The 22,895-nt window shown below is 63.0% G+C and carries 22 protein-coding genes and 1 riboswitch; of the genes, 10 read left to right on the top strand and 12 right to left on the bottom strand.

Translation table 11 applies throughout. The annotated features are described in order from the left end of the window. Positions 1–65: 65 nt before the first annotated feature. Together EFQ99_RS17520 and EFQ99_RS17525 are read right to left on the bottom strand one after the other, a co-directional pair. Positions 66–2,048, bottom strand: a complete 1,983-nt coding sequence (locus tag EFQ99_RS17520; RefSeq protein ID WP_126922260.1) for an adenylate/guanylate cyclase domain-containing protein — start codon at positions 2,046–2,048, stop codon at positions 66–68. Further along, positions 2,048–5,821, bottom strand: a complete 3,774-nt coding sequence (locus tag EFQ99_RS17525; RefSeq protein WP_126922261.1) for a FecR domain-containing protein — start codon at positions 5,819–5,821, stop codon at positions 2,048–2,050. The genes EFQ99_RS17520 and EFQ99_RS17525 overlap by 1 nt, the downstream gene beginning before the upstream one ends. Before the next feature lie 128 nt (positions 5,822–5,949). Between EFQ99_RS17525 and EFQ99_RS17530 the strand changes: the two genes are divergently transcribed. After that, the gene (locus EFQ99_RS17530) at positions 5,950–6,489 is read left to right on the top strand and encodes a Pycsar system effector family protein (RefSeq protein ID WP_126922262.1); all 540 of its coding nucleotides are present in this window, start codon (positions 5,950–5,952) and stop codon (positions 6,487–6,489) included. 184 nt (positions 6,490–6,673) lie between these two features. Here EFQ99_RS17530 and EFQ99_RS17535 read toward each other — a convergent pair whose 3' ends face one another. Both EFQ99_RS17535 and EFQ99_RS17540 read right to left on the bottom strand, forming a co-directional pair. Then, a complete protein-coding gene (locus EFQ99_RS17535) occupies positions 6,674–7,162 on the bottom strand; it encodes a RidA family protein (protein WP_126922263.1) in 489 nt (162 codons plus the stop codon). Beyond that, entirely contained in the window at positions 7,156–7,881 is a 726-nt protein-coding gene (locus tag EFQ99_RS17540) for an SDR family NAD(P)-dependent oxidoreductase (RefSeq protein WP_126922264.1), read from the bottom strand. The genes EFQ99_RS17535 and EFQ99_RS17540 overlap by 7 nt, the downstream gene beginning before the upstream one ends. 187 nt (positions 7,882–8,068) lie before the next feature. Here EFQ99_RS17540 and EFQ99_RS17545 point away from each other — a divergent pair, with 187 nt between their 5' ends. Further along, on the top strand, positions 8,069–8,971 hold the full coding sequence (locus tag EFQ99_RS17545) for a LysR family transcriptional regulator (RefSeq protein WP_126922265.1): 903 nt from the start codon (positions 8,069–8,071) through the stop codon (positions 8,969–8,971). 382 nt (positions 8,972–9,353) lie between these two features. Then, the gene (locus EFQ99_RS17550; RefSeq protein ID WP_126922266.1) at positions 9,354–10,130 is read left to right on the top strand and encodes a DUF1194 domain-containing protein; all 777 of its coding nucleotides are present in this window, start codon (positions 9,354–9,356) and stop codon (positions 10,128–10,130) included. 73 nt (positions 10,131–10,203) lie between these two features. Here EFQ99_RS17550 and EFQ99_RS17555 read toward each other — a convergent pair whose 3' ends face one another. Beyond that, on the bottom strand, positions 10,204–10,572 hold the full coding sequence (locus EFQ99_RS17555; protein WP_208722775.1) for an antibiotic biosynthesis monooxygenase family protein: 369 nt from the start codon (positions 10,570–10,572) through the stop codon (positions 10,204–10,206). A 98-nt stretch (positions 10,573–10,670) separates the two neighbouring features. Here EFQ99_RS17555 and EFQ99_RS17560 point away from each other — a divergent pair, with 98 nt between their 5' ends. Further along, complete coding sequence (locus EFQ99_RS17560) at positions 10,671–11,147, top strand: MarR family winged helix-turn-helix transcriptional regulator (RefSeq protein ID WP_126922268.1); 477 nt, start codon at positions 10,671–10,673, stop codon at positions 11,145–11,147. A gap of 104 nt (positions 11,148–11,251) precedes the next feature. Here EFQ99_RS17560 and EFQ99_RS17565 read toward each other — a convergent pair whose 3' ends face one another. Next, a complete protein-coding gene (locus tag EFQ99_RS17565) occupies positions 11,252–11,941 on the bottom strand; it encodes a VOC family protein (protein ID WP_126922269.1) in 690 nt (229 codons plus the stop codon). A gap of 179 nt (positions 11,942–12,120) precedes the next feature. After that, a complete protein-coding gene (locus tag EFQ99_RS17570; RefSeq protein ID WP_126922270.1) occupies positions 12,121–12,555 on the bottom strand; it encodes a 6,7-dimethyl-8-ribityllumazine synthase in 435 nt (144 codons plus the stop codon). 78 nt (positions 12,556–12,633) lie between these two features. Next, positions 12,634–12,776, bottom strand: a riboswitch (FMN riboswitch). Between the two features lie 461 nt (positions 12,777–13,237). Here EFQ99_RS17570 and EFQ99_RS17580 point away from each other — a divergent pair. Both EFQ99_RS17580 and EFQ99_RS17585 read left to right on the top strand, forming a co-directional pair. Beyond that, a complete protein-coding gene (locus tag EFQ99_RS17580; protein WP_126922272.1) occupies positions 13,238–13,684 on the top strand; it encodes an SRPBCC family protein in 447 nt (148 codons plus the stop codon). Positions 13,685–13,868: 184 nt separating this feature from the next. Continuing rightward, positions 13,869–14,219: a GCG_CRPN prefix-to-repeats domain-containing protein gene (locus EFQ99_RS17585; protein WP_126922273.1), complete on the top strand. Its 351-nt coding sequence runs from the start codon at positions 13,869–13,871 to the stop codon at positions 14,217–14,219. Between the two features lie 347 nt (positions 14,220–14,566). Here the strand turns inward: EFQ99_RS17585 and EFQ99_RS17600 are convergent, their stop codons facing one another. Beyond that, complete coding sequence (locus tag EFQ99_RS17600) at positions 14,567–14,791, bottom strand: hypothetical protein (protein ID WP_126922274.1); 225 nt, start codon at positions 14,789–14,791, stop codon at positions 14,567–14,569. 242 nt (positions 14,792–15,033) lie between these two features. Here EFQ99_RS17600 and EFQ99_RS17605 point away from each other — a divergent pair, with 242 nt between their 5' ends. From EFQ99_RS17605 to EFQ99_RS17620, 4 genes are all read left to right on the top strand, one after another. Then, positions 15,034–16,125: an adenylate/guanylate cyclase domain-containing protein gene (locus EFQ99_RS17605; protein ID WP_126922275.1), complete on the top strand. Its 1,092-nt coding sequence runs from the start codon at positions 15,034–15,036 to the stop codon at positions 16,123–16,125. 264 nt (positions 16,126–16,389) lie between these two features. Continuing rightward, positions 16,390–17,118, top strand: a complete 729-nt coding sequence (locus EFQ99_RS17610) for an Ig-like domain-containing protein (RefSeq protein ID WP_164736392.1) — start codon at positions 16,390–16,392, stop codon at positions 17,116–17,118. Between the two features lie 236 nt (positions 17,119–17,354). Then, positions 17,355–18,002: an ArsR/SmtB family transcription factor gene (locus EFQ99_RS17615; RefSeq protein WP_126922277.1), complete on the top strand. Its 648-nt coding sequence runs from the start codon at positions 17,355–17,357 to the stop codon at positions 18,000–18,002. Next, positions 17,999–19,228, top strand: coding sequence for an MFS transporter (locus EFQ99_RS17620; RefSeq protein WP_126922278.1), 1,230 nt, complete (start codon positions 17,999–18,001; stop codon positions 19,226–19,228). Before EFQ99_RS17615 ends, EFQ99_RS17620 begins: the two co-directional genes overlap by 4 nt. 3 nt (positions 19,229–19,231) lie before the next feature. On the opposite strand, the gene EFQ99_RS17625 is transcribed toward EFQ99_RS17620, so the two are convergent. The 4 genes from EFQ99_RS17625 to EFQ99_RS17640 form a co-directional block, all read right to left on the bottom strand. Further along, complete coding sequence (locus tag EFQ99_RS17625; RefSeq protein ID WP_126922279.1) at positions 19,232–20,140, bottom strand: LysR family transcriptional regulator; 909 nt, start codon at positions 20,138–20,140, stop codon at positions 19,232–19,234. Positions 20,141–20,567: 427 nt separating this feature from the next. Continuing rightward, a complete protein-coding gene (locus EFQ99_RS17630; protein ID WP_126922280.1) occupies positions 20,568–21,590 on the bottom strand; it encodes an LLM class flavin-dependent oxidoreductase in 1,023 nt (340 codons plus the stop codon). A 368-nt stretch (positions 21,591–21,958) separates the two neighbouring features. Further along, complete coding sequence (locus EFQ99_RS17635) at positions 21,959–22,402, bottom strand: carboxymuconolactone decarboxylase family protein (RefSeq protein ID WP_126922281.1); 444 nt, start codon at positions 22,400–22,402, stop codon at positions 21,959–21,961. Next, on the bottom strand, positions 22,338–22,766 hold the full coding sequence (locus tag EFQ99_RS17640) for a MerR family transcriptional regulator (RefSeq protein ID WP_126922314.1): 429 nt from the start codon (positions 22,764–22,766) through the stop codon (positions 22,338–22,340). The genes EFQ99_RS17635 and EFQ99_RS17640 overlap by 65 nt, the downstream gene beginning before the upstream one ends. Positions 22,767–22,895 lie beyond the last annotated feature (129 nt).

Consider the following 22,895-nt stretch of genomic DNA (forward strand, 5'->3'; position numbering starts at 1 on the left):
TACAACTCGCTTTTGGAACGGATGCGAATGCTCGCGCTATCGAGGCGCCGGCCTGCGGATCAGCGTCATTCCTGGCCGTCGGCGGCCAGCGCATCCCGCACGAGCGCGTAATAGCCTGCAAGCTCGGGAATATTAGCCGCGAGCGTCTCGAAGGTCGCGTCGGATGGCGCAAGCGCGCCGGCATATTTCGCCTCGATGAAGGCCTGGTGGGCGGCCAGCGCTTGCGTGTCGGCCTTGTGCACGACGGTGAAGACGGGCGAGGGGACGGTGCGGCCCTTGACGATGATGCGGTCGAGTTCGACGACGATATAGGTCTCAGTGACCAGCCTTGCGGTTTCCTCGCCGAGCAGGAGTGCTACGCCGTAATTCTTCGAGGCGCCTTCCAGGCGCGAGGCGAGGTTGACGCTGTCGCCGAGGCAGGAATAGTCGAAGCGGCGGTTCGAGCCCATGTTGCCGACGATGCATTCGCCGGTGTTGATGCCGACGCCCATCTTCAAGACGTGCGGCTTGCTGCCGCGTGCCGCCGCCTCGCGCTCCAACTGGCTGTTCAGCCTCGATATCGCCGCCTGCATGGCGAGCGAAGCGCGCACCGCGTGGAGCGCGTGGTCGGGGTCGTCGAGCGGCGCATTCCAGAAGGCCATGATGCAGTCGCCCATATATTTGTCGATCGTGCCGCCGTGATCCATCACCACGTCGGAGAGCGGCGTCAGCAGCCGGTTGATCAGGCCGGTCAGCTGCTCCGGATCGTCCTTCAGGGTTTCGGCGATGGTGGTGAAGCCGCGAACATCGGAAAACAGCACCGAGAGCGTGCGCCGCTCGCCGCCGAGCTTCAGCTGCGAGGGATCGTTCGACAGGCGGCGGACGAGATCGGGCGAGATATATTGGGCAAAGGCGCGGATGATCTGCCGCTTGTTGCGGCGCTCCTCGGCATAATCGAAGGCGGCCTGGCCGAAGGCGACCGAGATATAGGCGACAACGGGCCCGAGCGGCGAGACGAAGATATGGGCAAGCCGGATGCCGGCAAAGCTGACGGCTGCAAAAGCGAGGACGGCGGCCGCGCTGGTGACGATCGTCAGCCATCCCGTCGAGCGCCAGACGGTGGCGGCGGCCAGCAGCACCGATATCAGAATGCAGGCGGCAACCGTCGGCAGGCGGGCTTCGGCGATCGACAGGCCGCGGCGGATATTGTCGTAGATCGTCGCCTGGACCTCGACGCCGGAGACGAGCTTGCCGGTGTGAACCGTATAGGGGGTCGCAAAGGCGTCGACGCCGCCCTTGTCGATTTCAGGCGCATTCTGCAGGCTGAGGCCGACCAGCACGACGCGGTCCTTGAAATAGTCAGGCGGCAGCAAATTCTCCGGGTCGAGCGCCTGGTAATAGGAAACCGTGGGATAGCTGCGGGCCGGGCCGAAGGATTGGATCAGCCGGCCGGCCGGCAAGGATGCGTGGGCCGCTCCCGACGCCTTCGCCAGCATGGCGGCAAAGCCGTCCTCATAGCCCGGAATGCGCCGGAAAATGGCGTCGCCGCTGAGATCGATCGAGGCGATGCCGGTCACGGCACCCGCTTCGGTGAGCTGCGGCAGCGGTGTCGCGCGGATCAGCTGCGAGGCCTGCGGCGTCTCGATCAGCGTTTCGTCGCCGGCGAGCACGATATCGGGGCCGACGGCCTTGGTGATCGCCGCGTCGTTGCCGGGATTCGAGGGCTCGGCCATGATGATGTCGAGGCCGATGACGCGGGCGCCGGCGGCGCGCAGCTGGGTGATGAGTTCGGCGTGCAGGCTGCGTGGCCAGGGCCATTGCGCGTTGATATCGGCAAGCGAGGGCTCGTCGATCGCGACGATGACAGGCCCTCCCGGTGGCGGGCGCGGGTCGTCGACGGTCGAGAGATAGTCGAAACTTCTAAGTTCCAGCAGCGACCAGGCGGGCAGGCGCGACAGAAGCGAGATAGCGACCAGCACGGCAAGCGACAGCACCAGTAGCCTCACACGGCGGCTGCCCGTCTGCCCGCCGCTCAGCCCGGTCTGCCCTGGGTTGTCATCAGCGCGCATCAGAAGCGGACTTTGAGCGTGCCCTTGAAAGCGCGGCCCCAGCCGGGCACGCCGGGCGTGATCTCGAATTCCTCGTCGAGCAGGTTATAGGCGGCCGCTTCGAGCGCGATGCGCTTGTCGAAGGGCTCCCAGATCAGGTGCGCGTCGAGGCTCCAATAATCGTCGAGCTTGGTTCCGAGATCGTCGCCATCACGCTCGCCGATATAGTTGGCCGCCACCGTCGCCTTGACCTTGGCCTCGTTGACCCAGGTCAGGGCGATCTGGCCCGAGTTTTTCGGGATATAGGGCAGATTGCCGCCGAAATTCGGCTCCAGCGGGTCCTTGTTCTCGGAATCCATATAGGCATAGGTGGCGGAAAGGCCGAAACCATTGCCGAGCGCGACGTTGCCGGTGACGGCGGCGCGATCGATGCTGCCGCGCGACAGCGGCAGGCTGTCGACCGCCGGCAGCGCGATCAGCGGCAGATCGATCGAGAAATCATGCAGTTCCTGGTGCTGGTATTCGACCGAGGTGAAGAGGCGGTCGGTCCATTCGGCATCCCATTGCAGAGCGACCGTATCCGTATAGCCTTGCGGATCGGCGGAAAGCTGGTTGGCCTGCAACCCGAGTATGCCGACCGGGGCAAGGGTCGGCACTCCGGTATCAAAGCTTTGACGCATGAAGGCGGCACGCAGCCAGTGGTTTTGAACCGGTGACCAGGCGAGACCGAAGCGCGGTTCCAACCGGCTTACATCGACTCCGTCCCCCTCCAGCCGCGTGCCAAACAGAGCGTATTCGCCCTTCAGGTCGGGCGTGATCTCGTGCAGCACGTCGATGTAGGCGCGGGCGATGTTGACGTGGCTGCTTGCTTCGAATGGGCCGAAGGTTGCTTCATCGACAAAGCCCGGTACGAGTACATCGAGATGCTGAAGAGACTTGCTGTTCGCGTCGGACCAGCCGCCCTCGATGCCATATCGCCAAGTCAGCGCGTCATCGCCGATGCTGTGACTGATCGCGGCAATATAAGTCCTCGAGTTGGTTTCCTGGCTTCTTTCAGCATAGGGAAACAAATCCGGCGCGGGGGCGCCGGTAAAATCCGCTGCATCGAAGGTGAAATCGTAGTTCGTCTTCACCTTGGTGCCGGAATAGAGAAGTGCTGTATTGAGCACATTCCTGTATGCGAAAGTATGGCTCCAGCCTAATCCCGCATTGGTTCTTTCCACCTCGTCATATCTGTTTCGATAGAGCGGCAGGTCCATCGTCGTCAGAGGAAAGCCCAACAACGGTATGAAAAGCTCATCATTGAGGCGATCGGTCAAAGCGGTGCTCTTCGTGAGCGCGTTCAGCGGCCCATACGTCTTGCCATAATTGATGAAACTTACGACGCGATCGTCAGGTGTCAGCGTTGCGGTCAAATAGCCGTTGCCGCCGAAGATCTTGTTGTTGTTGGAGAAGCCGCCGAAGTCGCGATAGTCGCCGTCAAGGGCAATTTCTTCCCAGTTCAGGTTACCAAAGAAGCTGATCGGAATGGTCGAATTCGAATAGCCCTGGATTTCCGCTTCACCGATGCGGCGCGTGTGGCCGTCGACGCTGTTGATGCCGCCGCCGAGCGAGCCTTCGATGAAGGGCACATCGAAAAACGTTGTCGAGCGCGAACGGCCGGACAGCATGTGCGGAGAGAGCAGCAGGCCTTGGATGAAGGATGAGTAGCTCGACGCATTGCTGCGATTTTGGATGACATTGTCTTCGCTGAAGCTGGTTGCGTTGACGAAAGGAAAGATGCTGCCCTTGATAAACTGGTCAATGTAGCCGCTGCCTTCGAAGGGATCGAAGACGGCATCGCCATAATAGCGGCCCCAGGCATCCAGACCCTGCAGGCGGAAGGCGTTGTTAAGCGTCGAGCCGGCATCCTCGTTGGCGCCGAGAGCGCTGTAATCTCCGCCGCGCGCCCGCGAACGGCGCAGGAATTCCTGGGCATTGCGAATTGCGCCATCGGCATCGTAGTCGTCGATATCGACGGCCGTGCGGAAGGCGGAGATGGCGGGATCGTTTTTGTCGAGCCGGTCGGCATTGTCGACCGCCTGGCTGGAGGGAACGCGGTCACCCTTTTCCAGATGAGCGATGGCGAGCCCCAACTGCGACGCTGAATAGCCGGGATTCGCAGTCGAGGCGGCCAGCATATCGTCAAGCGCTTTGTCGGTCTCCCCGTTCTGGAGGTAATAGCGGCCGCGCGCAAGCAGGGCGAGGTCGAAGGAGGGATCGACAGCAAGGGCGGCGTCGATCTCGCGCTTGGCTTCCTTCATCCTGGACTGGTCGAGATAGAGAATGGCGAGATTGGCGTGTGACACCGGATCCTCGGGATCGAGTTCGATCGCCTTCAGGAAGGCTGCCTCCGCTTCGCCGTTGGCGTCGCGGTCGGACTGGAGCAGACCGAGATCGTTCCAGTTCATTGACGAGCCCGGCATGTCGGCAAGCGACCGGTTGAGATCGGCAAGCGCCCCTTTGGTGTCGCCTTCATAGCTCGCGCGATAGCGCGCCCGCGCCTGCAGACCGTCGGGATCGCCAGGATCGATAGAAAGTGACCGCTCGACCGCTTCCTTCATCTGAACGCGGTCGTCGATGAGCTGGGCCAGCAGCGCGCGCCGCGCCGGCAGAGTCGCATCGCCGGGATATTGTTTTTCGGCTTGTTTCAGTACCTCGATGGCAGCGGGGATATTCTCCAGGAAGCCAGCGGTATAGGCCTTAGCGATGGCGCCATTCGGGCCGATGGCGGCAGCGGCCGGTGGGATTTCCACGCGTTGCGGATCGGCGAGCGCACGCGAATAATAACCGCCATAGGCTGCGACGGCGCGGCGTTGTGGATCAAGATGCGGCAGCGCTTTCGCGAAAAGCTTGGCAGCATCGGCATAACGCTTCTGCTTGCCGGCGATCAGGGCCTCGATCAGCTCGGCGCGGGCGCGCTGGGCGGCCGATAGCGGCAGGGCGCGGGCGCGGGCGAGGGAAGCGAGCGCATCCTTGGCGCCATCGGTCGTCAACTGCACTTCGGCAAGAGTCAGCCAGTCCGCAGCACTGCGGCTTTGCGCCGGCACAGCGGCGATGCGCCTACGCTCGCTGCGCATGGTCGCGCTCGGCAGCGGTGAGGCGGGCATCAAGTTAAAGCCGTTGCGGAGGGTCAGATAGAAGAGCATCTGCTCGCGGTCGTCGGGCGTGACGATGACGACCTTGCGCGGCGCCTGGCCGATGGTGGCCACGGCGCCTTCGCCCTCGTTCACCTCGACGCTACCCTGCGGGTTGCTGAGCGCGACGCGGCCTTCGAGTACGATCATCGAGGTTTGGGCGCCCTTGACGGTCATCGTCCAGTCGGTGCCGCGGATGGCGGCTGCGGCCGCGGGGGTCTCGACCGTCAGGCCCTGGCCGCCGCGCTCGGCGCGCGCCCAGATCGTGCCGGACTGAAGCTCCAGCACCGTATCGCCGCTCGTGGCCATCCTCTTCACCTGCAGCGATGAATTGCGGCCGAGGCGGACCTGCGTGTGGTCGGAAAAGACGATGGCGAGCTGGCCGTTGGCATTGGTGCGCAGCACGTCGCCGGTCAAAAGATCCTGGTGCAGATCGACGACGCGCCAGTTGGACACGTCGATGAAGCGGACCTCCTCGCCGGTCTTGCGGGCGATGACGGAGCCGGCGACCGGTGTTGCACGCTGCACGGGATCGGCCATCGCCGACGACGCGAAACAAGGCAAAGCAAGCGCCAACGCCATGCCGGCGCGGCCGATGTTATTGGAATAACCCCGCATGATCTCACCCCTAACCCCACTTCCCCTTTGTCCGTGTAGAGTGAAAAAGTCAAGCGTGATGCACACGTGTTCTTGATTTCGTTTCAAAGTGTACTATCAGGGAAACACTTCTGGGGTGGAGTATTCATGTGAGCGATTTCGAAAATGCAACTGATGTTATGCTGAGCGAGCCTTCCAGCGGCGATATCGGCGTCGAGTATTTCGACCACATCAAGAAAATCAACGATATATTCTACGATCAGATCAAGATATCCGATCAGAAGGCCGCCTATATCTTTACTTTTATGCTCGCCTTTTTGGTAAGCTCCAGCGAGGTGAGGGCGGTCTTCAGCCCGGCGCGCTACATCGCAGGCTCTCCGGGGGGCGTGCTGTTCTCCGGCCTGCTTGCCGCGGCCTCGGTCTTTTCCATCCTGTCGGCGATCCTCGTCGTGCTGCCGCGGCGTTTAGGTGCCTCGACCTCGCTCTTCTGGGGCGCCTGGCCCGCTCATCGCGACCTGTTCTTCGACGCGGCGCTGAGACGCGACGAGCGCTATCTTTTCGACCAGTATCTCGAAAACGCCAACATCCTCTCGACCATCGCCCGCAACAAATACCGCTGCGTCACCTTTGCGTTTCGCGGGTTGATGGTGAGCGTGATTGCTTATGTGCTGTTGCTGGCGGCGGTGTGAGAAACCCTCAAGAGAGCCTCACCCTGAGGCGCCCCGTAGGGGCCTCGAATGGCGGGGCGGGTGCATCGACGGTTGATGCATGCAAGAAGTAGCGCTGCGGCGCGTCCTTCGAGGCTTCGCCCTGCGGGCTACGCGCCTCAGGATGAGGGGCGTCGGAGGATGCCGCCGCCCACACATTCTTCATTCAATCCTCGACCTCAAGCACAAGCTCAACCTCGACCGGCATGCCGAGCGGCAGGCTGGCGACGCCGAGGACGACGCGGCCGGAGAGTTTTTCCTTGCCGAAGACCTCGAGCAGCATTTCGGATGCTCCATCGGCAACCCTCGGGTGGTCGCGGAAGTCGCCTTCGGTGGCGATGTAGACGCCGAGCTTGACGACCCTGACGACCTTGTCCAGCGAGCCGAGATAGTCCTTGGCGGCGGCAAGGCCGCTCAAGGTTGCCGTTTCGGCGGCCTTCCTGCCGTCCTCCGTCGTCAGCGTGCCGCCGACGCGCCCGATGTAGCGGGGCTCGTGGCCGACGACCGGCAGCATGCCGCTGAAGAAGACCAGCTTGCCTGATCGGACCGCCTCGACATAGGCCCCGAAGGGTGTCGGCGGCGGGGGAAGGGTGATGCCGAGCTCCTGCAGCCGCTGTTCCGCACCGGCTGCCTGCGCGCTTCCATGGTTTACCATCTGCCCAGATGTGCGCCGCCGTCGACGTGCAGCACCTCCCCGGTGACACGCGGAGCTTCCGTCAGGAAGAGGACCGCATCAACGATTTCGCCGACGTTCGATATGCCTGCCATCGGCGACAGCGTGCTCAGGAAATCCTTCGGATTGTCCTTGTGCAGCGGCGTGTCCACCACACCGGGAGCGACGATATTGAAGCGAATTTTCTCGTTCGCATATTCCATCGCCAGGTTCTTGGAGATGGCGTTGATGCCGCCCTTTGTCATCATCGACACCGAAGCGGAGAAGCCGGCGATCGGATGATCGGTCAGTGGCGTGGTGATGCTGACGACGCTGCCGCCTGACTTCTGCGCGACCATCTGCCTGACGACCAGCTGGGTCAGATGGATGAAGCCTTCGAGATTGGTCGAGGACAGCGCTGCGAAGTCGGTCATCGTGAAATCGACAAACGGCTTGGCCAGGAAAATGCCGGCATTGTTGACGAGGCCGTCGATCGAGCCGAAACGGTCGATCGCTGTTTTGGCGACCCGTGCCGCGGTTTCTGCGTCACCGATGTCGCCGTCGACGAGGGCCAGCCGGTCGGAGGCCTCAAAGGCATCCGAGGCACTGACCTGGCGCGAGGTGGCGACGACATTGTAGCCGCGTGCGATGAAGGCGTTGACGAGGCCTGCGCCGATACCCTGGGAGGCGCCCGTAACGATGACAGTCTTTCTGGTAGTCATGTTGAACTCCATGATCTGGTTCGGGCAACGTCGAGCCTGATCGGCCGGGTCGCTCGAGATGGGGCGCCGCGATCGCGCCGCCATCGGGTTGTGATTTGTTTTCGCAAGGTGAATATGGCGAAAACTCCATTCCCCGATTAGATGGAAATATCTGGATTCTCTTTTGCATCAGTGCAAAAGTGAGGGCATGCCCGATTTGAACGACATCGCCGTTTTCGTGAAGGTGGCGCAGTATGGCAGCTTCAGCCGTGCGGCCCATTCGCTTGGCATGCCGGTTTCAACCGTCAGCCGGAAAGTAACCTCGCTCGAAGAGCAGCTCGGCGTGACGCTGCTGCTGCGGACGACGCGCAAGCTCAGCCTTACCGCGCAGGGCCGGGCCTATTACGACAGGTGCAGCGAACCGCTCGCCCATCTCATCGATGCCGAGCAGGCGCTGACGGAAACACAGAGAAAGCCGGAAGGCCTGCTGAAGATCTCCGTGCCTGTCATCTTCGGGCAGGAGGTCTTTTACGAATTCATCTCGGCCTTCCTGAAGGCCTATCCCGAGATCCAGGTCGATCTCTTCGTCACCAACCAGTTTCTCGATCTGATCGCCGAGAATATCGATCTCGCCATCCGCTTCGGCGAACTCAAGGATTCCTCCATCGTCGCGCAGCGGCTCGGCAAGAGCGTGCGCTATCTGGTTGCAACACCCGATTATCTCAGGGGCAGGGCGCTTCCCTCAAAACCCGAAGACCTGAAGGACCATCAATGCGTCCTCCTGAACGGTCGCAACGGCGAGGCCGAATGGCATCTCGTCAGCGGCCGTAAATCGATCGACATTCGTGTCTCGGGCCCGGTCTCGAGCCGGGATTTCGAGGCCGTCAGCGCCTTCACCTATCGCGGCCACGGCATCGGGCTGCTGCCTTCCACCTATTGCGACGCAGAGATCAAACGAGGCGAGCTCATCCGCCTGCTGCCCGACTGGTCGTCACCGGAGATTTTCGTCCACGCCGTCTATCCCACCCGCCGCTTCCTGCCGCTCCGCCTGCAGGTTTTTCTGGAAGCGCTGAAGGCGTGGAAAACCCCGTTGTGGCTGCCTTTGCATTGAGGCTCGCTCTCCGCGAGAGGAGGCTGAGAACGCTCATATCTCCCTCCCTCATTCCTGTGCTTGTCACAGGAATCCAGCCACCGCGCGTCCGCGCGGTGAATGACTTCCGGCGGCAGTCAAAGGAGTCTCCCGCGCCCAAGGACTTGGGCGCACTGGATTCCTGTGACAGGCACAGGAATGAGGGAGGAGAAGTATGCGCACTCAACGAAGGACGGTGGGGAAGCGCCATGGGGGCGTCCACCAATCACGGCAACTTTTAAAGGGCGAGGCGCACCCCTGATATCACCGAAAATTGAAGCCCGGCGGGCGGCCCGGCGTCCCGTGCCGGCCAAGCTGTGTTACAGTTTCCTGGCCTGGGAATGGCGTAAGGATTGGATAGCCAATGCTGACGACACTTGCGGTGCTGATGGGTCTTTCCGGCGTCGCCCCGGTCGCAGAGGTCGGGAGAAGCGAGGTCGATGTGGCGCTGGTGCTTGCCGTCGATACCTCGCGGTCGATGGATTTCGAGGAGATCGGCATCCAGCGCCAGGGTTATGTCGAGGCGCTCAAGCATAAGGAATTCATCGATGCGGTCAAAGGCGGGCTCACCGGCCGCATCGCCATCAGCTATTTCGAATGGGCGGGCTATGTCGTCCAGGATTCGGTGATTGATTGGCAGGTGATCGAGACGGAAGCCGATGCTATCGCCTTTGCCGACAGGCTGGAGGCCCGGCCGGTCGCCACGCAGCGGCGCACCTCGATCTCCACCGCCATCGCCCAGGGCGCCAGCATGATCATCGCCGGTCCCTTTCAGGGCAGGCGGGAGGTGATCGACGTTTCCGGCGACGGCCCGAACAACTCCGGCAATCCCGTGACGCCAGCCCGCGACAGGGCGGTGGAAGCAGGCATGGTCATCAACGGCCTCGCCATCATGCTGCGGCCCTCCGATGCGCCCGACGGTCTCGACAGATATTACGCCGATTGCGTCATCGGCGGCCCCGGCGCCTTCGTGCTGCCGGTCCACAAGATCGAGGATTTCGCGATCGCCGTGCGCCGCAAGCTGGTGCTTGAAATCAGCGGTCTTTCGCCGCCGGCGACGGTGCGCGAGGTAGCGGGGGATGCGCCCGCGGCCGACTGTCTGGTTGGCGAGAAACAGTGGCGGGATTTTTTCGAACGCTGACCGACTTGCCCTGAGTGCACGTGGATGCGCACATCTGTTCCTCCTTCCCAGCGCCTTCATGACCCTCGTTTTGCTAGGCGACGCAGATGCCTGGAACCGCGACCTTCTGGAAGAGATGCGGCGAGGCGAGGGCCGACGATGGGTAGGAGGAGAGCTTCGCCCTGAATTCCGGATGCAGGAATGCCGCCCTGAAATCGGCGGTCGATTCCCATACGGCGTAGTTGAGATAGGCGGGGCTTTCGCCGATGGCGCGATGCAGCTGGGTCGAGATGAAGCCCGGCTGCCGTTTCATGAATGCTGCATCGTCCTGCCAGGCATCAAGGAAGGCCTGCTCGTCGGCCTTGTCGAGCGTGAAGAGGTTGATGAGAACGACTGGGGAGGCATCGAGCGCGATTTGACGATCGATCGGGAAGGCAGGGTCCATCGGGCGCATGTGTGACATGGTCGACTCCATCTAATTTGGTTACATGATGTCAATCTGGTGATAGAGATACATACTCATTTTGACATCATGATGTCAATACAGCCATATGGTGACAAATGCGCGAGCCTCAGCGAAGCCCTGCCGGAACAGCCTTGACCAACCTCATTCTGGACCTCTTCCGGCTCAATAACCGGATGATCAACGCGGGCGACAAGCTCGTCGACGGGCTTGGCCTGACGAGCGCCCGCTGGCATGTCCTCGGCACCGTCGTCACATCGGACCGGCCGCAGCCGGTTGCATGGCTGGCGCGCGACATGGGGGCAAACCGCCAGAACGTCCAGCGCATCGTCAACGATCTGGAGAAGGAAGGGCTTCTGGCATTCCAGCGAAACCCGCACCACCGGCGGGCGCAGCTCGTCGTGCTGACGGACAGGGGACATCAGGCATATGAGGCCGCCATGCATCTGCAGGCCCCCTGGGTCGAAATGCTCGCGGAGGGGCTTCAGGTCGAGGATCTGAAAACCACGCATGCCGTCATGAAGGCGCTGCGCAGAAAACTGGAAGCAAATGGAGATGTTGACGAGCAGGCCTGATCGCCATGGCGTAGCCACACATCAACACGCGCCTCGGCGCGGCATATGCCGCCATCCGCCGAGACGCTTCCCAGTGATGCCGCCGTCTGTAATAGCGCCGCTACCTACAACGGCAGCGCCCTGCCAGCCCGTTCGCTGACCATGTATTCGGCGTACCAATCCGGCCAGTTGTCGTCGTGTTTGCCGCCGTTGCGTTTCTCATGTTCGCCGTGGGCGGTGGCGGCACGGCGCAGTGCCGCGGCAAGGTCGTTCGATGTCGAGAAGGCCGTCTCGTCGGCGTCGATGCGGCCGGGCAGGCGGGTGGTGACCTCCTGGAACAGCCATCCGTTGCCGTCGGGATCCTTGAACGAGGCGAAGGAACGGTAGCTGCGGTGGTCTGGATCGCGTCCGGCGATCCTGAGGCGTCCGAACAGATAGGGTTCGTCCTTGCCGGCATAGACGCCTGCTGCGTCGTGGAAGACTTCGCTCACCTCGACGCCGCGGGCCATGAGATCGCGCCGCGCAGCCTCGATGTCGGAGACGACGAGGTAAAGGCCCTGGGCCGAGCCGGGGGCTGCGGCGGTGATGTTTTTGCCGAAGATGATCGCGCAGCCGGAGCCGGGCGGGGTGAACTGGATCACCCGGAAATCGGCATCATTGGCGAAGTCGGCGTCGAGCCGCCAGCCGAGGCCGTCGTAAAAGCGTTTGGCACGATCGACGTCCGAAACGGGGATGACGATCACTTCGAGCTTGGTGTCGACGGGTCGTGTTTTCGGAATTTCGGTGGGGGTTTCACTGCGCATTGCATTGCTCATCTTCAGCTCCTTGAGGTTTGGACGCATTAAGAATGGCGATACATGTCGGGATCGAGTGGACCACAGCGCGGCGAGGGCGTCGAATCAATTATTCTGTCTGATGCGGCCGGCACCGGGCGATCCGTGGTCGAGGGGCGGCGGGTGCTGTTCCCGCCGCCTTCCGTTCGCAGCACCCGCAATTATGCGGCAAGAGCGGCGCGGGTTTTTCCGATCATCAGAGCCGCGCGTGCGGCCTCGCGGCCCTTCTCGACGAAGTGGGCGCGGTAGATCTGCTGGTGGTGTTCGGTTTCCTGATAATTGTGCGGCGTCAGCGAGACCGACAGTACCGGCACGCCGGTATCCATGCCGGCGCGCATCAGCCCGTCGACCACGGCCTGGGCGACGAATTCGTGGCGGTAGATCCCGCCGTCGACGACGAAGGCGGCGGCGATGACGGCGCCGTAGCGGCCGCTCGCGGCAAGATCGCGCGACAAAAGCGGCATCTCGAAAGCGCCTGGAACATCGAACACGTCGATCTGCTCGGCGGGAACAAGCTGTTGGAAACCTTCGAGCGCACGGTCGACGATATCGGCGTGCCAGCCGGCTTTGACGAAGGCATAACGGGTGGGTGTCATAGTAATCTCCTTTGGCGTACAGACACGTCACCCAAGGCGATCACGAGCGTTCGCCGGCTGCCCGGAGGCAGCAGGAACGCGCGTTCTCTTTCATCCGGACTATGACCGTCGGCTCAGGCATCTCACCTGATCTGCTGACCCTTCCGAAGAAGGCGCTCGCGGGCTCGCAATCGAAACTGCATACCGCCGGTAGGGACTTTCACCCCGCCCTGAGAACGGCGCGACAATAGGGGCAAGGCAGCGGGCTGGCAAGAGGCGGAAGATGGTTTCGGGATGGGTGCGGGTTGCGACCCCAAGAGAGCCTCATCCTGAGGTGCCCCGCAGGGGCCTCGAAGGACGAGGCGGGCACGCTGACGGTGGATGGAAGCAAGAAGCGGCGTTGGCGCAGCTCCTTCGAGGCTCCGCCCTGCGGGCTGCGCGCCCTGAGGATGAGGGAGGCTGGAGGGTGCCGCGCCGGCATTCTCTGGTGAGGTCGCGCCAGCACTCAAGAGAGCCTCACCCTGAGGTGCCCCGCAGGGGCCTCGAAGGGCGGGGCGGGTGCGCCGGTGGCTGATGGATGTATGCCCCACCGCCCTTGCTGAGCGTGCCCTTGCGCCTAAATGCTTCCCGTGAGGATATCCGTGTCGAAAAAGCATGTCGCGCCGCGTCATAAGAGGCAGAGCAGCAACCATGGGAGAATGTGATGCCAGATCCCTTCGTCGTGCGCCGCGAAGCGCACATCGCTGCACCGCCGGCTGCGGTGTTCGCACTGATGACCGATCCGGAGAAGATCCTGCGCTGGATGGGAACGGAGGCTGAGATCAAGCCTGAGCCGGGCGGGCTCTATCTCGTCAATGTCACCGGCGCCCGCTTCGCGCGTGGTTCGTTTCGCGAGGTGGTGCCGGTTCATCGCCTGGCCTACAGCTTCGGCTGGGACGGCAGCGAGGAGGTGCCGCCGGGCTCGAGCCTGGTCGAGATCGATCTGATCGAGCAGCCCGACGGAACGCTCCTGCGACTCACCCATAGCGGCCTGCCGAGTGCCGCCCAATGCGCCGGCCATACGGAGGGCTGGGTGCATTACATCGGGCGGCTGGCCGAGGTCGCGGCCGGGCGCGATCCCGGTCCGGATATCTTTAGCGGCAGGAAATGAACGGTTTTCCGAGGGCGTCGCCAAGCCGGCAACGGCCTGTGATTGCGGGAAAATCGGCCGGGCGGCGCGCTGCCCGGACACCGGAAACGCTGTTTTTTCGCCCGCAAACATGAACACGCAATTCATCCCCAGTTCAATTTGGCCGTCCTACGTTCGGTACGGCTGGATTGAATTGGAGTTTTCGATGAAGGCACTTTCACTCGCGGCTGCCTTGCTCGCTGGCAGCCTCTCGATCGGTACGGCTGAGGCAATGCCGGTCGGGTCGATCAACGTTCAGAGCAATATCGTCAAGGCCGACTACGCCTGCGGTCGCGGCTGGCACCTGACCCCATGGGGCGAGTGCCGGCGGAACTGGCGCCGCCCGCCGCCGATGGCCTTTTATGGTGGCCCGCCCCGCTGGGGCTGGGAGCGGCATCATCGCCGGGACTGGGACGGCGGCTGGCGTGAGGGACGGCGTTGGGATCGGGATCGCGGCGGGGACGATCGTCGCTGGTATGGCGATCGCCGCTGGGATCGCGATCGTAACTGGGATTGATATCCCGGGTAGATCCAAAACGATGGAGGCCGGCGCGATCTTCGCCCGGCCTCTTTTCATGCCGGGCGCTTGGGCTCTAGAGCCTTTCCGGGTTAGATTGCAGCATTCTGCCGGAGCAGGTTTTCGTCAGGGCAAAGGCGATTGGCGAAGGGCATACCGCTTGGTACGTCCGAGCCGATCGCCTTTGATCCTGGCGGAAAAATGCCCGGCCCTTCGGGTTGGCTGAAACGGGCCGGCTGATCGACCGGAAGGCTTGGCCGTAGAGCTGGGCTACGACGCGCGCCGGCCGGTCGACCATCCGACTCCGTTTGAGCCAACAGAATGCTGCAATCTAACCCGGAAAGGCTCTAGATCGGGCTGACGAGCCAGTGCTTGTCGTTGATCAGTTCTTCGAGTTCGACCGGATCCTTGACCCCGAACTCGAACCATTCGACCAGTTCCCTGGCCTTCCGCCTGCTCTCTTCGGCGGTGAATTCGATTCCGTAGCGCGCGCACCAGCGCCGAAGGATCGACGTCAGCAGCGTCATGTCATTTCCGTCAAGCGGATCTTTCGGCCAGTACGTCGTGCCCATCGCAACCCCTCAATCACACGATGATGAACGGGCGCATAATGGAATCAAATCCGCACAAGTTTAAAGTGTTATTTTCTTTGTTTTCCACCGCGGTGAATGGTTTTTCCACAGGGTTGTTTGGCGGTGGGGTTGACAGGGTTGCGGGGCGCGGCAGCGGGCGCAAGAGCCGATAGGAAGCGGAGCATCCGCAGGCGGATGCTCCGGGGGTTGCTCGCGTCCTGTTGCGGTGCCAATGTTAACATATGGATCTGCCTTCCTCCCTTGCCTGGCTGGTTGACGAGGCCGCTCAATCGCCCGCTCCCGAGCGGTTTCTGGCCGAGCTTGGGCGTCGGCTGCTTGCCGATGGCCTGCCGCTTTCGGGCGGGGCGCTGACGCTTTCGGTGCCGCATCCGATCATCGCGCGGCGCACCTGGCTGTGGCGGGCAGAGACCGGGGCTGTCATCGAGGCGCTGGCCTTCGCCGCAGCAGCACCCGTCGGGGCCGGGCGCGAGTGGCTGGCCGGGCTCGGGCCGGTGTGGGAAGAAAGGATCGGGCCTTCTCAGGACGATCCCGTGCTTGGCTGGGCGGGCGTTGCCAACGGGGCAGAGGCCTTCGCGGCCGATGACGTGGCCCGGCTTTGCGATGTCGCGCGCTTTGCCGCCGCGCCGCTCGCAGCCCTTGCGGCGCGCGAGGCGCGGGCAGCGCTGCTGGAAGCCTATCTCGGCCGGCGCAGTGCGGCCCGGGTGCAGGCCGGCGCGCTTGCCCGCGGTACCGGCGAAATCATCCGCGCCGCTCTTCTCTGCGCTGATCTCAGAGATTTCACCGCGCTTTCCGAGGTGACGGAGCCGTATGCGATGATATCAGCGCTCGACGCTTATTTTGATCGTGTCGCCGGCGCCGTCCATGCCTTCGGCGGCGAGGTGCTGAAATTCATGGGCGATGGCGTGCTGGCGATCTTTCCCGTCACGGGCGCCACAGGCGAAGAGGCCAGAGGTGATCGCAATGCCTGCGAGGCGGCGCTGAGGGCAGTCGCCGCCAGCCGCGCCGGCATGGCCCATCTCGACCAGCTGCGCCAGACGCAGGGGCTGGCGCCGCTGCCCTTCGGCGCCGCACTGCATTTCGGCGAGATCCTCTGGGGCAATATCGGCGCAGCCGACCGGCTTGATTTCACCGCCATCGGCCCGGCGGTCAACCTCGTCAGCCGGCTGGAAGGGCTCTGCAAGCCGCTTGGCCGCAGCGTGCTGATTTCGGGCGCGGTGGCGGCGAACACCGGGGCAGCCCTGACGCCGCTTGGCGAGCACGCGCTACGCGGCATCGCCGAGCCCTGCGCCGTCTTCGCCTTGCCGGAAGATTAGCGCGATGCCCCGCATCGGTGCGGGGCGCGCGGCGATCAATCCGGTGCCTGCAGGCCTATCCCTGCGTTGCAGACTTTCAGCCAGGACTATGAGACGAGGCTTCTAACTCATTGTTCTAGCAATAAAGAACTCTCAACATATGGTTGTTATTTTTTCAAGTATATTTTGGGTGTTTGATAAATATAGATTTGACTGTGACAGGATATTTCGTTTTTTATCTCCGCGGCTGGGCCGATGTTGAACCTTTTCAGGGGAGGAAATGGTATGCCTGTAAAGCCCAATGCTGTGGATGATTCCGCCAGTTTTTTCGAAACCGATGCAATCAGCGGCAATATTCTCGATAATGATGTTGCCGGATCGAACGGCAAGAAAATCCTGAACTTCTTTGATGGCGAGCGTGTCGATGCCAAGGCGCCGGGCGTGATCACGACCATCGAAGGCGAGCATGGCACATTCTTCGTCAAGGCGGACGGAAGCTATAGCTATGAGCTGCATGCTTCCGAGAAGCCCGGCTTCGAGGCCGGCGAAAGCCTTTTCGAACATATCAGCTATAAGATTTCCGACGGCGGCGGCAACACCGATACCGCCGTATTCAACCTGGAAATCAAGGGCGTCACGTCGAAGCCGGTTGCGGTCGACGACCATCTGTCGTTCTCGGAAAATGACGCGATCTCCGGGAATTTGCTGAGCAACGATATCAATCCGGGCGGGTCGACCCTTTTTCTCCGCTTCTTCGACGGCGTTCGTGTCGATGCCAAGTCGGGTCCGGCGCACGAGACCATCGTCCAGGGTGACTATGGCACCTTCAAGCTGCAACCGGACGGGTCGTTCACTTATGAACTCGACCATTCGCTCGATGCCGTGCAGAACCTCGGCGCGGGAGAGCACCTGACGGAGAGGGTGAGCTACAAGTTGGCCGATGCCGCCGGCCATACGGATGTCGGCGTGCTCGACCTGACGATCAACGGCAGCGATGCGACGCTCCTGAGCTGACGGTTTGCGATGTCGAGCTCCGTCCGACGGAGTTATGATTGTCGCGGTTGATGAAATTTCTGCAGCTTCGTCACCGGCAACCGGCCATTACCGGTTGCCGGTGACCGCGGCCGTTCGTTGGGATTGAAGAGATCCGGAGCGCGGCGGCGGCTCGCGTCGCGACGGTATCTCCGGACTACAATGCGAGTTTGCAAAGATATGTTTGCAAAGGTTCCTTTGCAATATATGCTTGGGGCATGAAAGATCCGCACCCTCAACCTGCTCATGCCGAATCCTCCCGCACCGTCAGCCGGGTCGTGCCGGAACCGGCTGCGCTGAAGGCGCTGGCGCATCCGGTGCGGCTGCGCATGCTCGGCATGCTCCGGGTCGATGGTCCCGCGACGGCAACGCAGCTCGCGGTGCGGCTCGGCTTGAACAGTGGTGCGACGAGCTACCACCTGCGCCAGCTTGCCCAATACGGTTTCATCGAAGAGGCGCCGCATGCCTCCAGGCGTGACCGCTGGTGGCGCGCAAGCCACGAACTGACCACCGTGCCGGCGAGCGAGGCCGAGGGGGAAGCGCTCGATCTCGATCTCGCCTTCAACCAGGCGGCACTCTCCCTGCAGGTCGGCCAGATGCAGCAGGCGCTGGAGGAATATGCCGAGCTGCCGGCCGAATGGCGCAAGGCGAGCACGACGAGCGACATCATCATCCCGATGACGGCAGAGCAGGCCGAAGCCCTGACGAAGCGGCTGACCGACATCATCCTGGAAGCAATGCGGGCGGCCCCGCCGCTGGGGGAGGCGGCGTCCAGCAGTCCCGACATGGTTCCCTTCTCGGTCATGCTGCACGCCTTTCCCTATCCGGGCCGCCTGCCGCACCGCGAGGGGGAGGACGAGTCGTGAGGCGGGGCAGGCCCTTCCTGGCGCTTGCCGCCGCCGAGACGTTTTCGCTTTCCGGCACCCGGCTTTCGACCATCGCCATTCCCTGGCTGGTGCTGAGCGCCACCGGCAGTCCCGTGTTGACGGGGCTGACGGCGATGATGGAAATGCTCCCCTATGTGGCTGCCAAGGCGCTTGGCGGGCCGCTGATCGACCGGGTCGGGGCCAAGCGCATCGCCATCATCTGCGACGCCGCCTCGGTCATCGTGGTGGGGCTGGTGCCGCTTCTTGATCTTTTCGGCCTGTTGACCGTGCCGCTGCTGCTGCCCGTCGTCTTTGTCATGGGCGTGCTGCGCGGTCCGTCCGATGCCGCCAAGCAGGCGATGGTTCCCGATATCGCAGCACTCGCCGACGTGCCGCTCGAAAGGGTGACCGGCGTCGCCAGCGCCATCGAGCGGCTGGCATCGACAGCGGGTGCGGCCGGCGCCGGCGCGTTGATCGGGTTGATCGGCCCGGGCCAGGCGCTCCTCGTCAATGCGGCCACCTTCGCCGCTGCCGCGCTGATCGTTGCGGCTGGTATACCCAGGATGCGGCGTGCACGTGCTACCTCAGACGTCCGGCCGGGAAAAGCGTCTTCCTATCTCGACGATCTCCGCGAGGGCTGGCGCTTTCTGCGCGGCGATGCGGTGCTCGTCAGCATCGTCGCCATGGTGGCTGTCACCAACCTGCTCGACCAGGCTTATGGGGCGGTGCTGCTGCCTGTCTGGACGCGGGAATCCGGCCATGGCCCGGAACTGCTCGGCGCGATGCTGGCCGCCTTTACGGGCGCCTCGATCGCCGGGGCTGTGATTGCCGCTGCGATCGGCGAGCGCATGCCGCGCCTTATGGTCTATACGGTGGCGTTCCTGCTGACCGGATTTCCGCGCTTTTTCGTGCTTTCGGTGGATGCGCCGCTTGGCCCCGTCTTCATCACCCTCGCAATCGCGGGATTTGCCTCGGGCTTCCTCAACCCCATCCTGTCGGCGGTGATCTTCGAGCGCATCCCGAAGCCGCTGACCGGCCGCGTCACGGCGATGAGCACCGCCCTCTGCTTTGCCCTCATCCCCTTCGGCGGCCTTGTCGGCGGCGCGCTGATCAGCACGATCGGCCTTGCGGCGGCCTTGCTGCTTGCCGGCATTGCCTATCTCGCCGCAACGCTTGCGCCGCTGGCGCTGAGGAGCTTTCGCGGATTCGACAAGGCGCTCGCCTGATACCTAGCCACGGCGTTTGAGCTCTTCGACCATCAGGTCGATAAAAGCACGCACGCGCGGTTCGAGCAGGCGCTTGTCGGGATATAGGGTCACGATCGTTGCCTCGTCGGCCTCGACATCAGGCAGAAGCTGCCGGAGGCGGCCGGCGGCGAGATCGGCGGCAACGAGAAAATCGGGGAGGAGGGCGATGCCGAGCCCTGCCAGCGCCGCGTCGCGGAGCGCTTCGGCGCTGTCGAGCCGCAGACGGCTCACCCCCGGCGCCTTGACCCAGGCGCCGCCTTTGCTGCGAAGGCGCCAGGCCTGCCGTTGATTGCGGCTGGTGAAGAACAGGCAGTCATGGGCGGCGAGATCTTCGATATCGCACGGCTCGCCGCGCTCCGCGAGGTAAGAGGGTGAGGCGCAGAGCCGCGCCTTATGGGCTGAGATCACCCGCGAGGCGAGCCTGGTGTCCGACGTCGATGCGCCGGCGCCGATCCGGATCGCAAGGTCGAAGCCTTCCTCGATGATGTCGGTCAGGTGATCGGTGAAGCTCACCTCGACCTGGATGTCGGGCCAGGCGCGAAGATATTTTTCAATCAGCGGCAGCACCACCAGCCTCCCGAAGGCGTCGGGAACGGTGAGCCGGAGAACGCCGCGCGGCGTGCGGCTGCGCCCGGCGACACTGGCTTCCGCCTCGTCGACCGAGGCGAGGACCTGCAGGCCACGCTCGTAGAACAGACGCCCTTCGTCGGTCAGGCTCAGCGTCCTCGTCGTGCGGTTGAGCAGGCGCGCGCCCAGCCGGTCTTCCAGCCGGATGACGGCCTTTCCCGCCGCCGAACGCGACAGACCCATGGCCTGGCCGCCGGCAACAAAGCTTCCGGCATCGACGACGGCCATGAAGATCAGAATATCGTTCAGGTTGGTGCGCGGCATGAGGCAACTCGAGCAGGTCTACAGCCATAACTCGGTCAGCCATGTGATGGTTCAAGGCTTGGGGCGTTGATGCTCGTCGAGGCGGTCAGGCCGTGGCGACGAATGTTTGCCGCCTTTCGCTGCCCCGTGCCTGAAGGTGAGGGTGTAGAAGTCCCCGCCCCAAACCCCTCCCCACAAGGGGGAGGGGCTTAACCTGCCGCGCCGGCTTATTAAATCTTCGACGTTTCGGGAGGAGCCAAGCGGTGCCTGAGGTTAGCCCCTCCCCCTTGTGGGGAGGGGTTGGGGAGGGGACTCGTCTCGGCTGGACACAGGGCAGAGGGTGCGAACGGCATTCCCATCCTCGCTCTTTGGCAAGCACGGAATGGGCCAGGTGATACTCGCGCCCAAAAGCCTGTTCGCGGATCAAGCCATCATATAGCCGCCAACCTCAGCGCCAACCCATCGCCGGGGCGACGTGGGTGAGGATCGCTTCGATGACATGGGCGTTATACTCGACGCCGAGCTGGTTGGGCACGGTGAGCAGCAGCGTGTCGGCCTCGGCGATCGCCTCGTCTTCGGCGAGCTGCTTGATGAGTGCGTCCGGCTCGGCAGCGTAGCTGCGGCCAAAGATTGCCCGGGTCTTCTCGTCGATGAAGCCGATCTTGTCTTCGCCCTCGTTGCCGTAGCCGAAATAGGCGCGGTCGCGGTCGTCGACGAGCGCGAAGATGCTGCGGCTGACGGAGACGCGCGGTTCACGCGCATGGCCGGCCAGCTTCCAGGCCTCGCGATAGGCGCGGATCTGATCGGCCTGCTGGACGTGGAACGGCTCGCCGGTTTCATCGTCCTTCAGCGTCGAGCTCTGCAGGTTCATGCCGAGCTTGGCCGCCCAGACGGCGGTGGCATTGGAACTTGCGCCCCACCAGATGCGCTCGCGCAGGCCTTCCGAATGCGGCTCGAGGCGCAGGAGACCGGGCGGGTTCGGAAACATCGGCCGCGGGTTCGGCTTGGCAAAACCTTCGCCACCCAGCACTTCAAGGAAGACTTCGGCGTGATGGCGAGCCATATCGGCATCGCTCTGTCCCTCCGGCGGGGCATAACCGAAATGCCGCCAGCCGTCGATCACCTGCTCGGGCGAGCCGCGGCTGATGCCGAGCTGCAGCCGTCCGCCGGCAATGAGATCGGCCGCACCCGCATCCTCGGCCATATAGAGCGGGTTCTCATAACGCATGTCGATGACGGCGGTGCCGATCTCGATCCGGCTGGTTCTCGCGCCAACGGCTGAAAGCAGCGGGAACGGGGCTGCGAGCTGCCGGGCAAAGTGGTGCACCCGAAAATAGGCCCCATCAGCGCCGAGCTCCTCGGCCGCAACCGCAAGGTCGATCGACTGCAGCAGTGCATCACCCGCCGAGCGCGTCTGCGATTGGGGCGAGGGCGTCCAGTGCCCGAACGAGAGAAAACCGATCTTCTTCATGGCCAGGCCTCTATCCGTTGCGTCTCAAGGTGGATGGGTCATGGCATAGTTTTGGGGAGGAAGACAATCGGGGGCGGGCGCGTGAACATCGCCCCGTCCTCCCTCATTCCTGTGCTCGTCACAGGAATCCAGCCACGGCGCGTCGGCGCCGTGAATGACTCTTGCCCGGCGAGGAAAGTTTTCCGCGCCCAAGGACTTGGGCGCACTGGATTCCTGTGACAAGCACAGGAATGAGGGAGGACGGGAGAGGTTCGAGCGCTACGCATAGTAGTGGACGGCGCCGAACGCGGCCATTCGATCTTGCACCCGAAAGACCTGGAAACGGCCATTCATGCTGAAAAGGAAGCGGATAGGCCCTCTACTAACGTTTACCTTGAAAACGACTGTTCGATGGATTGCTCCTGCTCATCAAGTGTGGGGAACCGGGCAGCAAAGACTTCCTTGGCTGCGAACAAGCCGTTAAGCGCCGCAGGAAAACCGGCGTAAACGGCCATCTGCATCATAATCTCGGTAATTTCCTCCCTGGTCAGGCCGACATTCAGGCCCGCCTCTATATGAACCTTCAGTTGCGGAGCAGCGGTTCCCATCGCAGTCAGCGCCGCGATCGTCGCGATCTCGCGGGCGCGCAGATCGAGGCCAGGGCGGCTGTAGATGTCGCCAAATGAAAACTCGAACACGTAGTTTGCGAAGTCGGGGGCGATGTCCGCCAGAGCGGCGATGACATTGTGGCCGGCCGCGCCGTCGATTTCAGCGAGCGCCCGCTTGCCGCGTTCCAGCCGGCTTTCGCCTGTCTTCGGGGATTGGTGCGTCATGGTCATTTTTCCTCTGTTCCGTGCCGGAATATCCGGCAATCTTGGTGTCGAGGACGAGAAGGCAGGCTTGCAGTTCGGCCACATGGGCACGGACACGCTCGCGGTGCTGTTCAAGCAACGCGCCGCGCTCTAATTCCGAGCCGACGCCGCGTTCCCGCAGAGCTGCATAGCGCAGCATTTCCCGAATAGGCATCCCGGTCGATTTGAGACGCTCGAGAAATTCCATCCAGGTCAGGATTGATGCGTCGTAATCACGTTGGCCCGATTGGTCTCTGTCGGCATGAGGAAGCAACCCGATCCGCTCATAATAACGGATGGTGTAGGCTGACAGCCCCGAACGCTTTGCCAGTTCGCCAATCTTCATAAACGCCCTTCTTTCGTCACGACGCATGGGAAGCTACCGGTTAGAGCGCACTCTAAGTCAACCCACTAAAAGCAAAAATTCGCGAACCGGCATTTGTTTCCCGACTTTGCGGTCGCAAGATCCGCCTCC

This window comes from Rhizobium vallis (assembly GCF_003985155.1).
GTDB lineage: Bacteria > Pseudomonadota > Alphaproteobacteria > Rhizobiales > Rhizobiaceae > Rhizobium > Rhizobium vallis.

Coding starts and splice junctions, on each gene's coding strand:
- EFQ99_RS17520 (WP_126922260.1), bottom strand. CDS start 2,048: ATGCGCGCTGATGACAACCCAGGGCAGACCGGGCTGAGCGGCGGGCAG.
- EFQ99_RS17615 (WP_126922277.1), top strand. CDS start 17,355: ATGAAAGATCCGCACCCTCAACCTGCTCATGCCGAATCCTCCCGCACC.
- EFQ99_RS17545 (WP_126922265.1), top strand. CDS start 8,069: ATGCCCGATTTGAACGACATCGCCGTTTTCGTGAAGGTGGCGCAGTAT.
- EFQ99_RS17540 (WP_126922264.1), bottom strand. CDS start 7,881: ATGACTACCAGAAAGACTGTCATCGTTACGGGCGCCTCCCAGGGTATC.
- EFQ99_RS17640 (WP_126922314.1), bottom strand. CDS start 22,766: ATGAAGATTGGCGAACTGGCAAAGCGTTCGGGGCTGTCAGCCTACACC.
- EFQ99_RS17605 (WP_126922275.1), top strand. CDS start 15,034: ATGGATCTGCCTTCCTCCCTTGCCTGGCTGGTTGACGAGGCCGCTCAA.
- EFQ99_RS17565 (WP_126922269.1), bottom strand. CDS start 11,941: ATGAGCAATGCAATGCGCAGTGAAACCCCCACCGAAATTCCGAAAACA.
- EFQ99_RS17570 (WP_126922270.1), bottom strand. CDS start 12,555: ATGACACCCACCCGTTATGCCTTCGTCAAAGCCGGCTGGCACGCCGAT.
- EFQ99_RS17610 (WP_164736392.1), top strand. CDS start 16,390: ATGCCTGTAAAGCCCAATGCTGTGGATGATTCCGCCAGTTTTTTCGAA.
- EFQ99_RS17550 (WP_126922266.1), top strand. CDS start 9,354: ATGCTGACGACACTTGCGGTGCTGATGGGTCTTTCCGGCGTCGCCCCG.
- EFQ99_RS17600 (WP_126922274.1), bottom strand. CDS start 14,791: ATGGGCACGACGTACTGGCCGAAAGATCCGCTTGACGGAAATGACATG.
- EFQ99_RS17525 (WP_126922261.1), bottom strand. CDS start 5,821: ATGCGGGGTTATTCCAATAACATCGGCCGCGCCGGCATGGCGTTGGCG.
- EFQ99_RS17625 (WP_126922279.1), bottom strand. CDS start 20,140: ATGCCGCGCACCAACCTGAACGATATTCTGATCTTCATGGCCGTCGTC.
- EFQ99_RS17585 (WP_126922273.1), top strand. CDS start 13,869: ATGAAGGCACTTTCACTCGCGGCTGCCTTGCTCGCTGGCAGCCTCTCG.
- EFQ99_RS17580 (WP_126922272.1), top strand. CDS start 13,238: ATGCCAGATCCCTTCGTCGTGCGCCGCGAAGCGCACATCGCTGCACCG.
- EFQ99_RS17635 (WP_126922281.1), bottom strand. CDS start 22,402: ATGACGCACCAATCCCCGAAGACAGGCGAAAGCCGGCTGGAACGCGGC.
- EFQ99_RS17560 (WP_126922268.1), top strand. CDS start 10,671: ATGCGCGAGCCTCAGCGAAGCCCTGCCGGAACAGCCTTGACCAACCTC.
- EFQ99_RS17535 (WP_126922263.1), bottom strand. CDS start 7,162: ATGGTAAACCATGGAAGCGCGCAGGCAGCCGGTGCGGAACAGCGGCTG.
- EFQ99_RS17555 (WP_208722775.1), bottom strand. CDS start 10,572: ATGTCACACATGCGCCCGATGGACCCTGCCTTCCCGATCGATCGTCAA.
- EFQ99_RS17630 (WP_126922280.1), bottom strand. CDS start 21,590: ATGAAGAAGATCGGTTTTCTCTCGTTCGGGCACTGGACGCCCTCGCCC.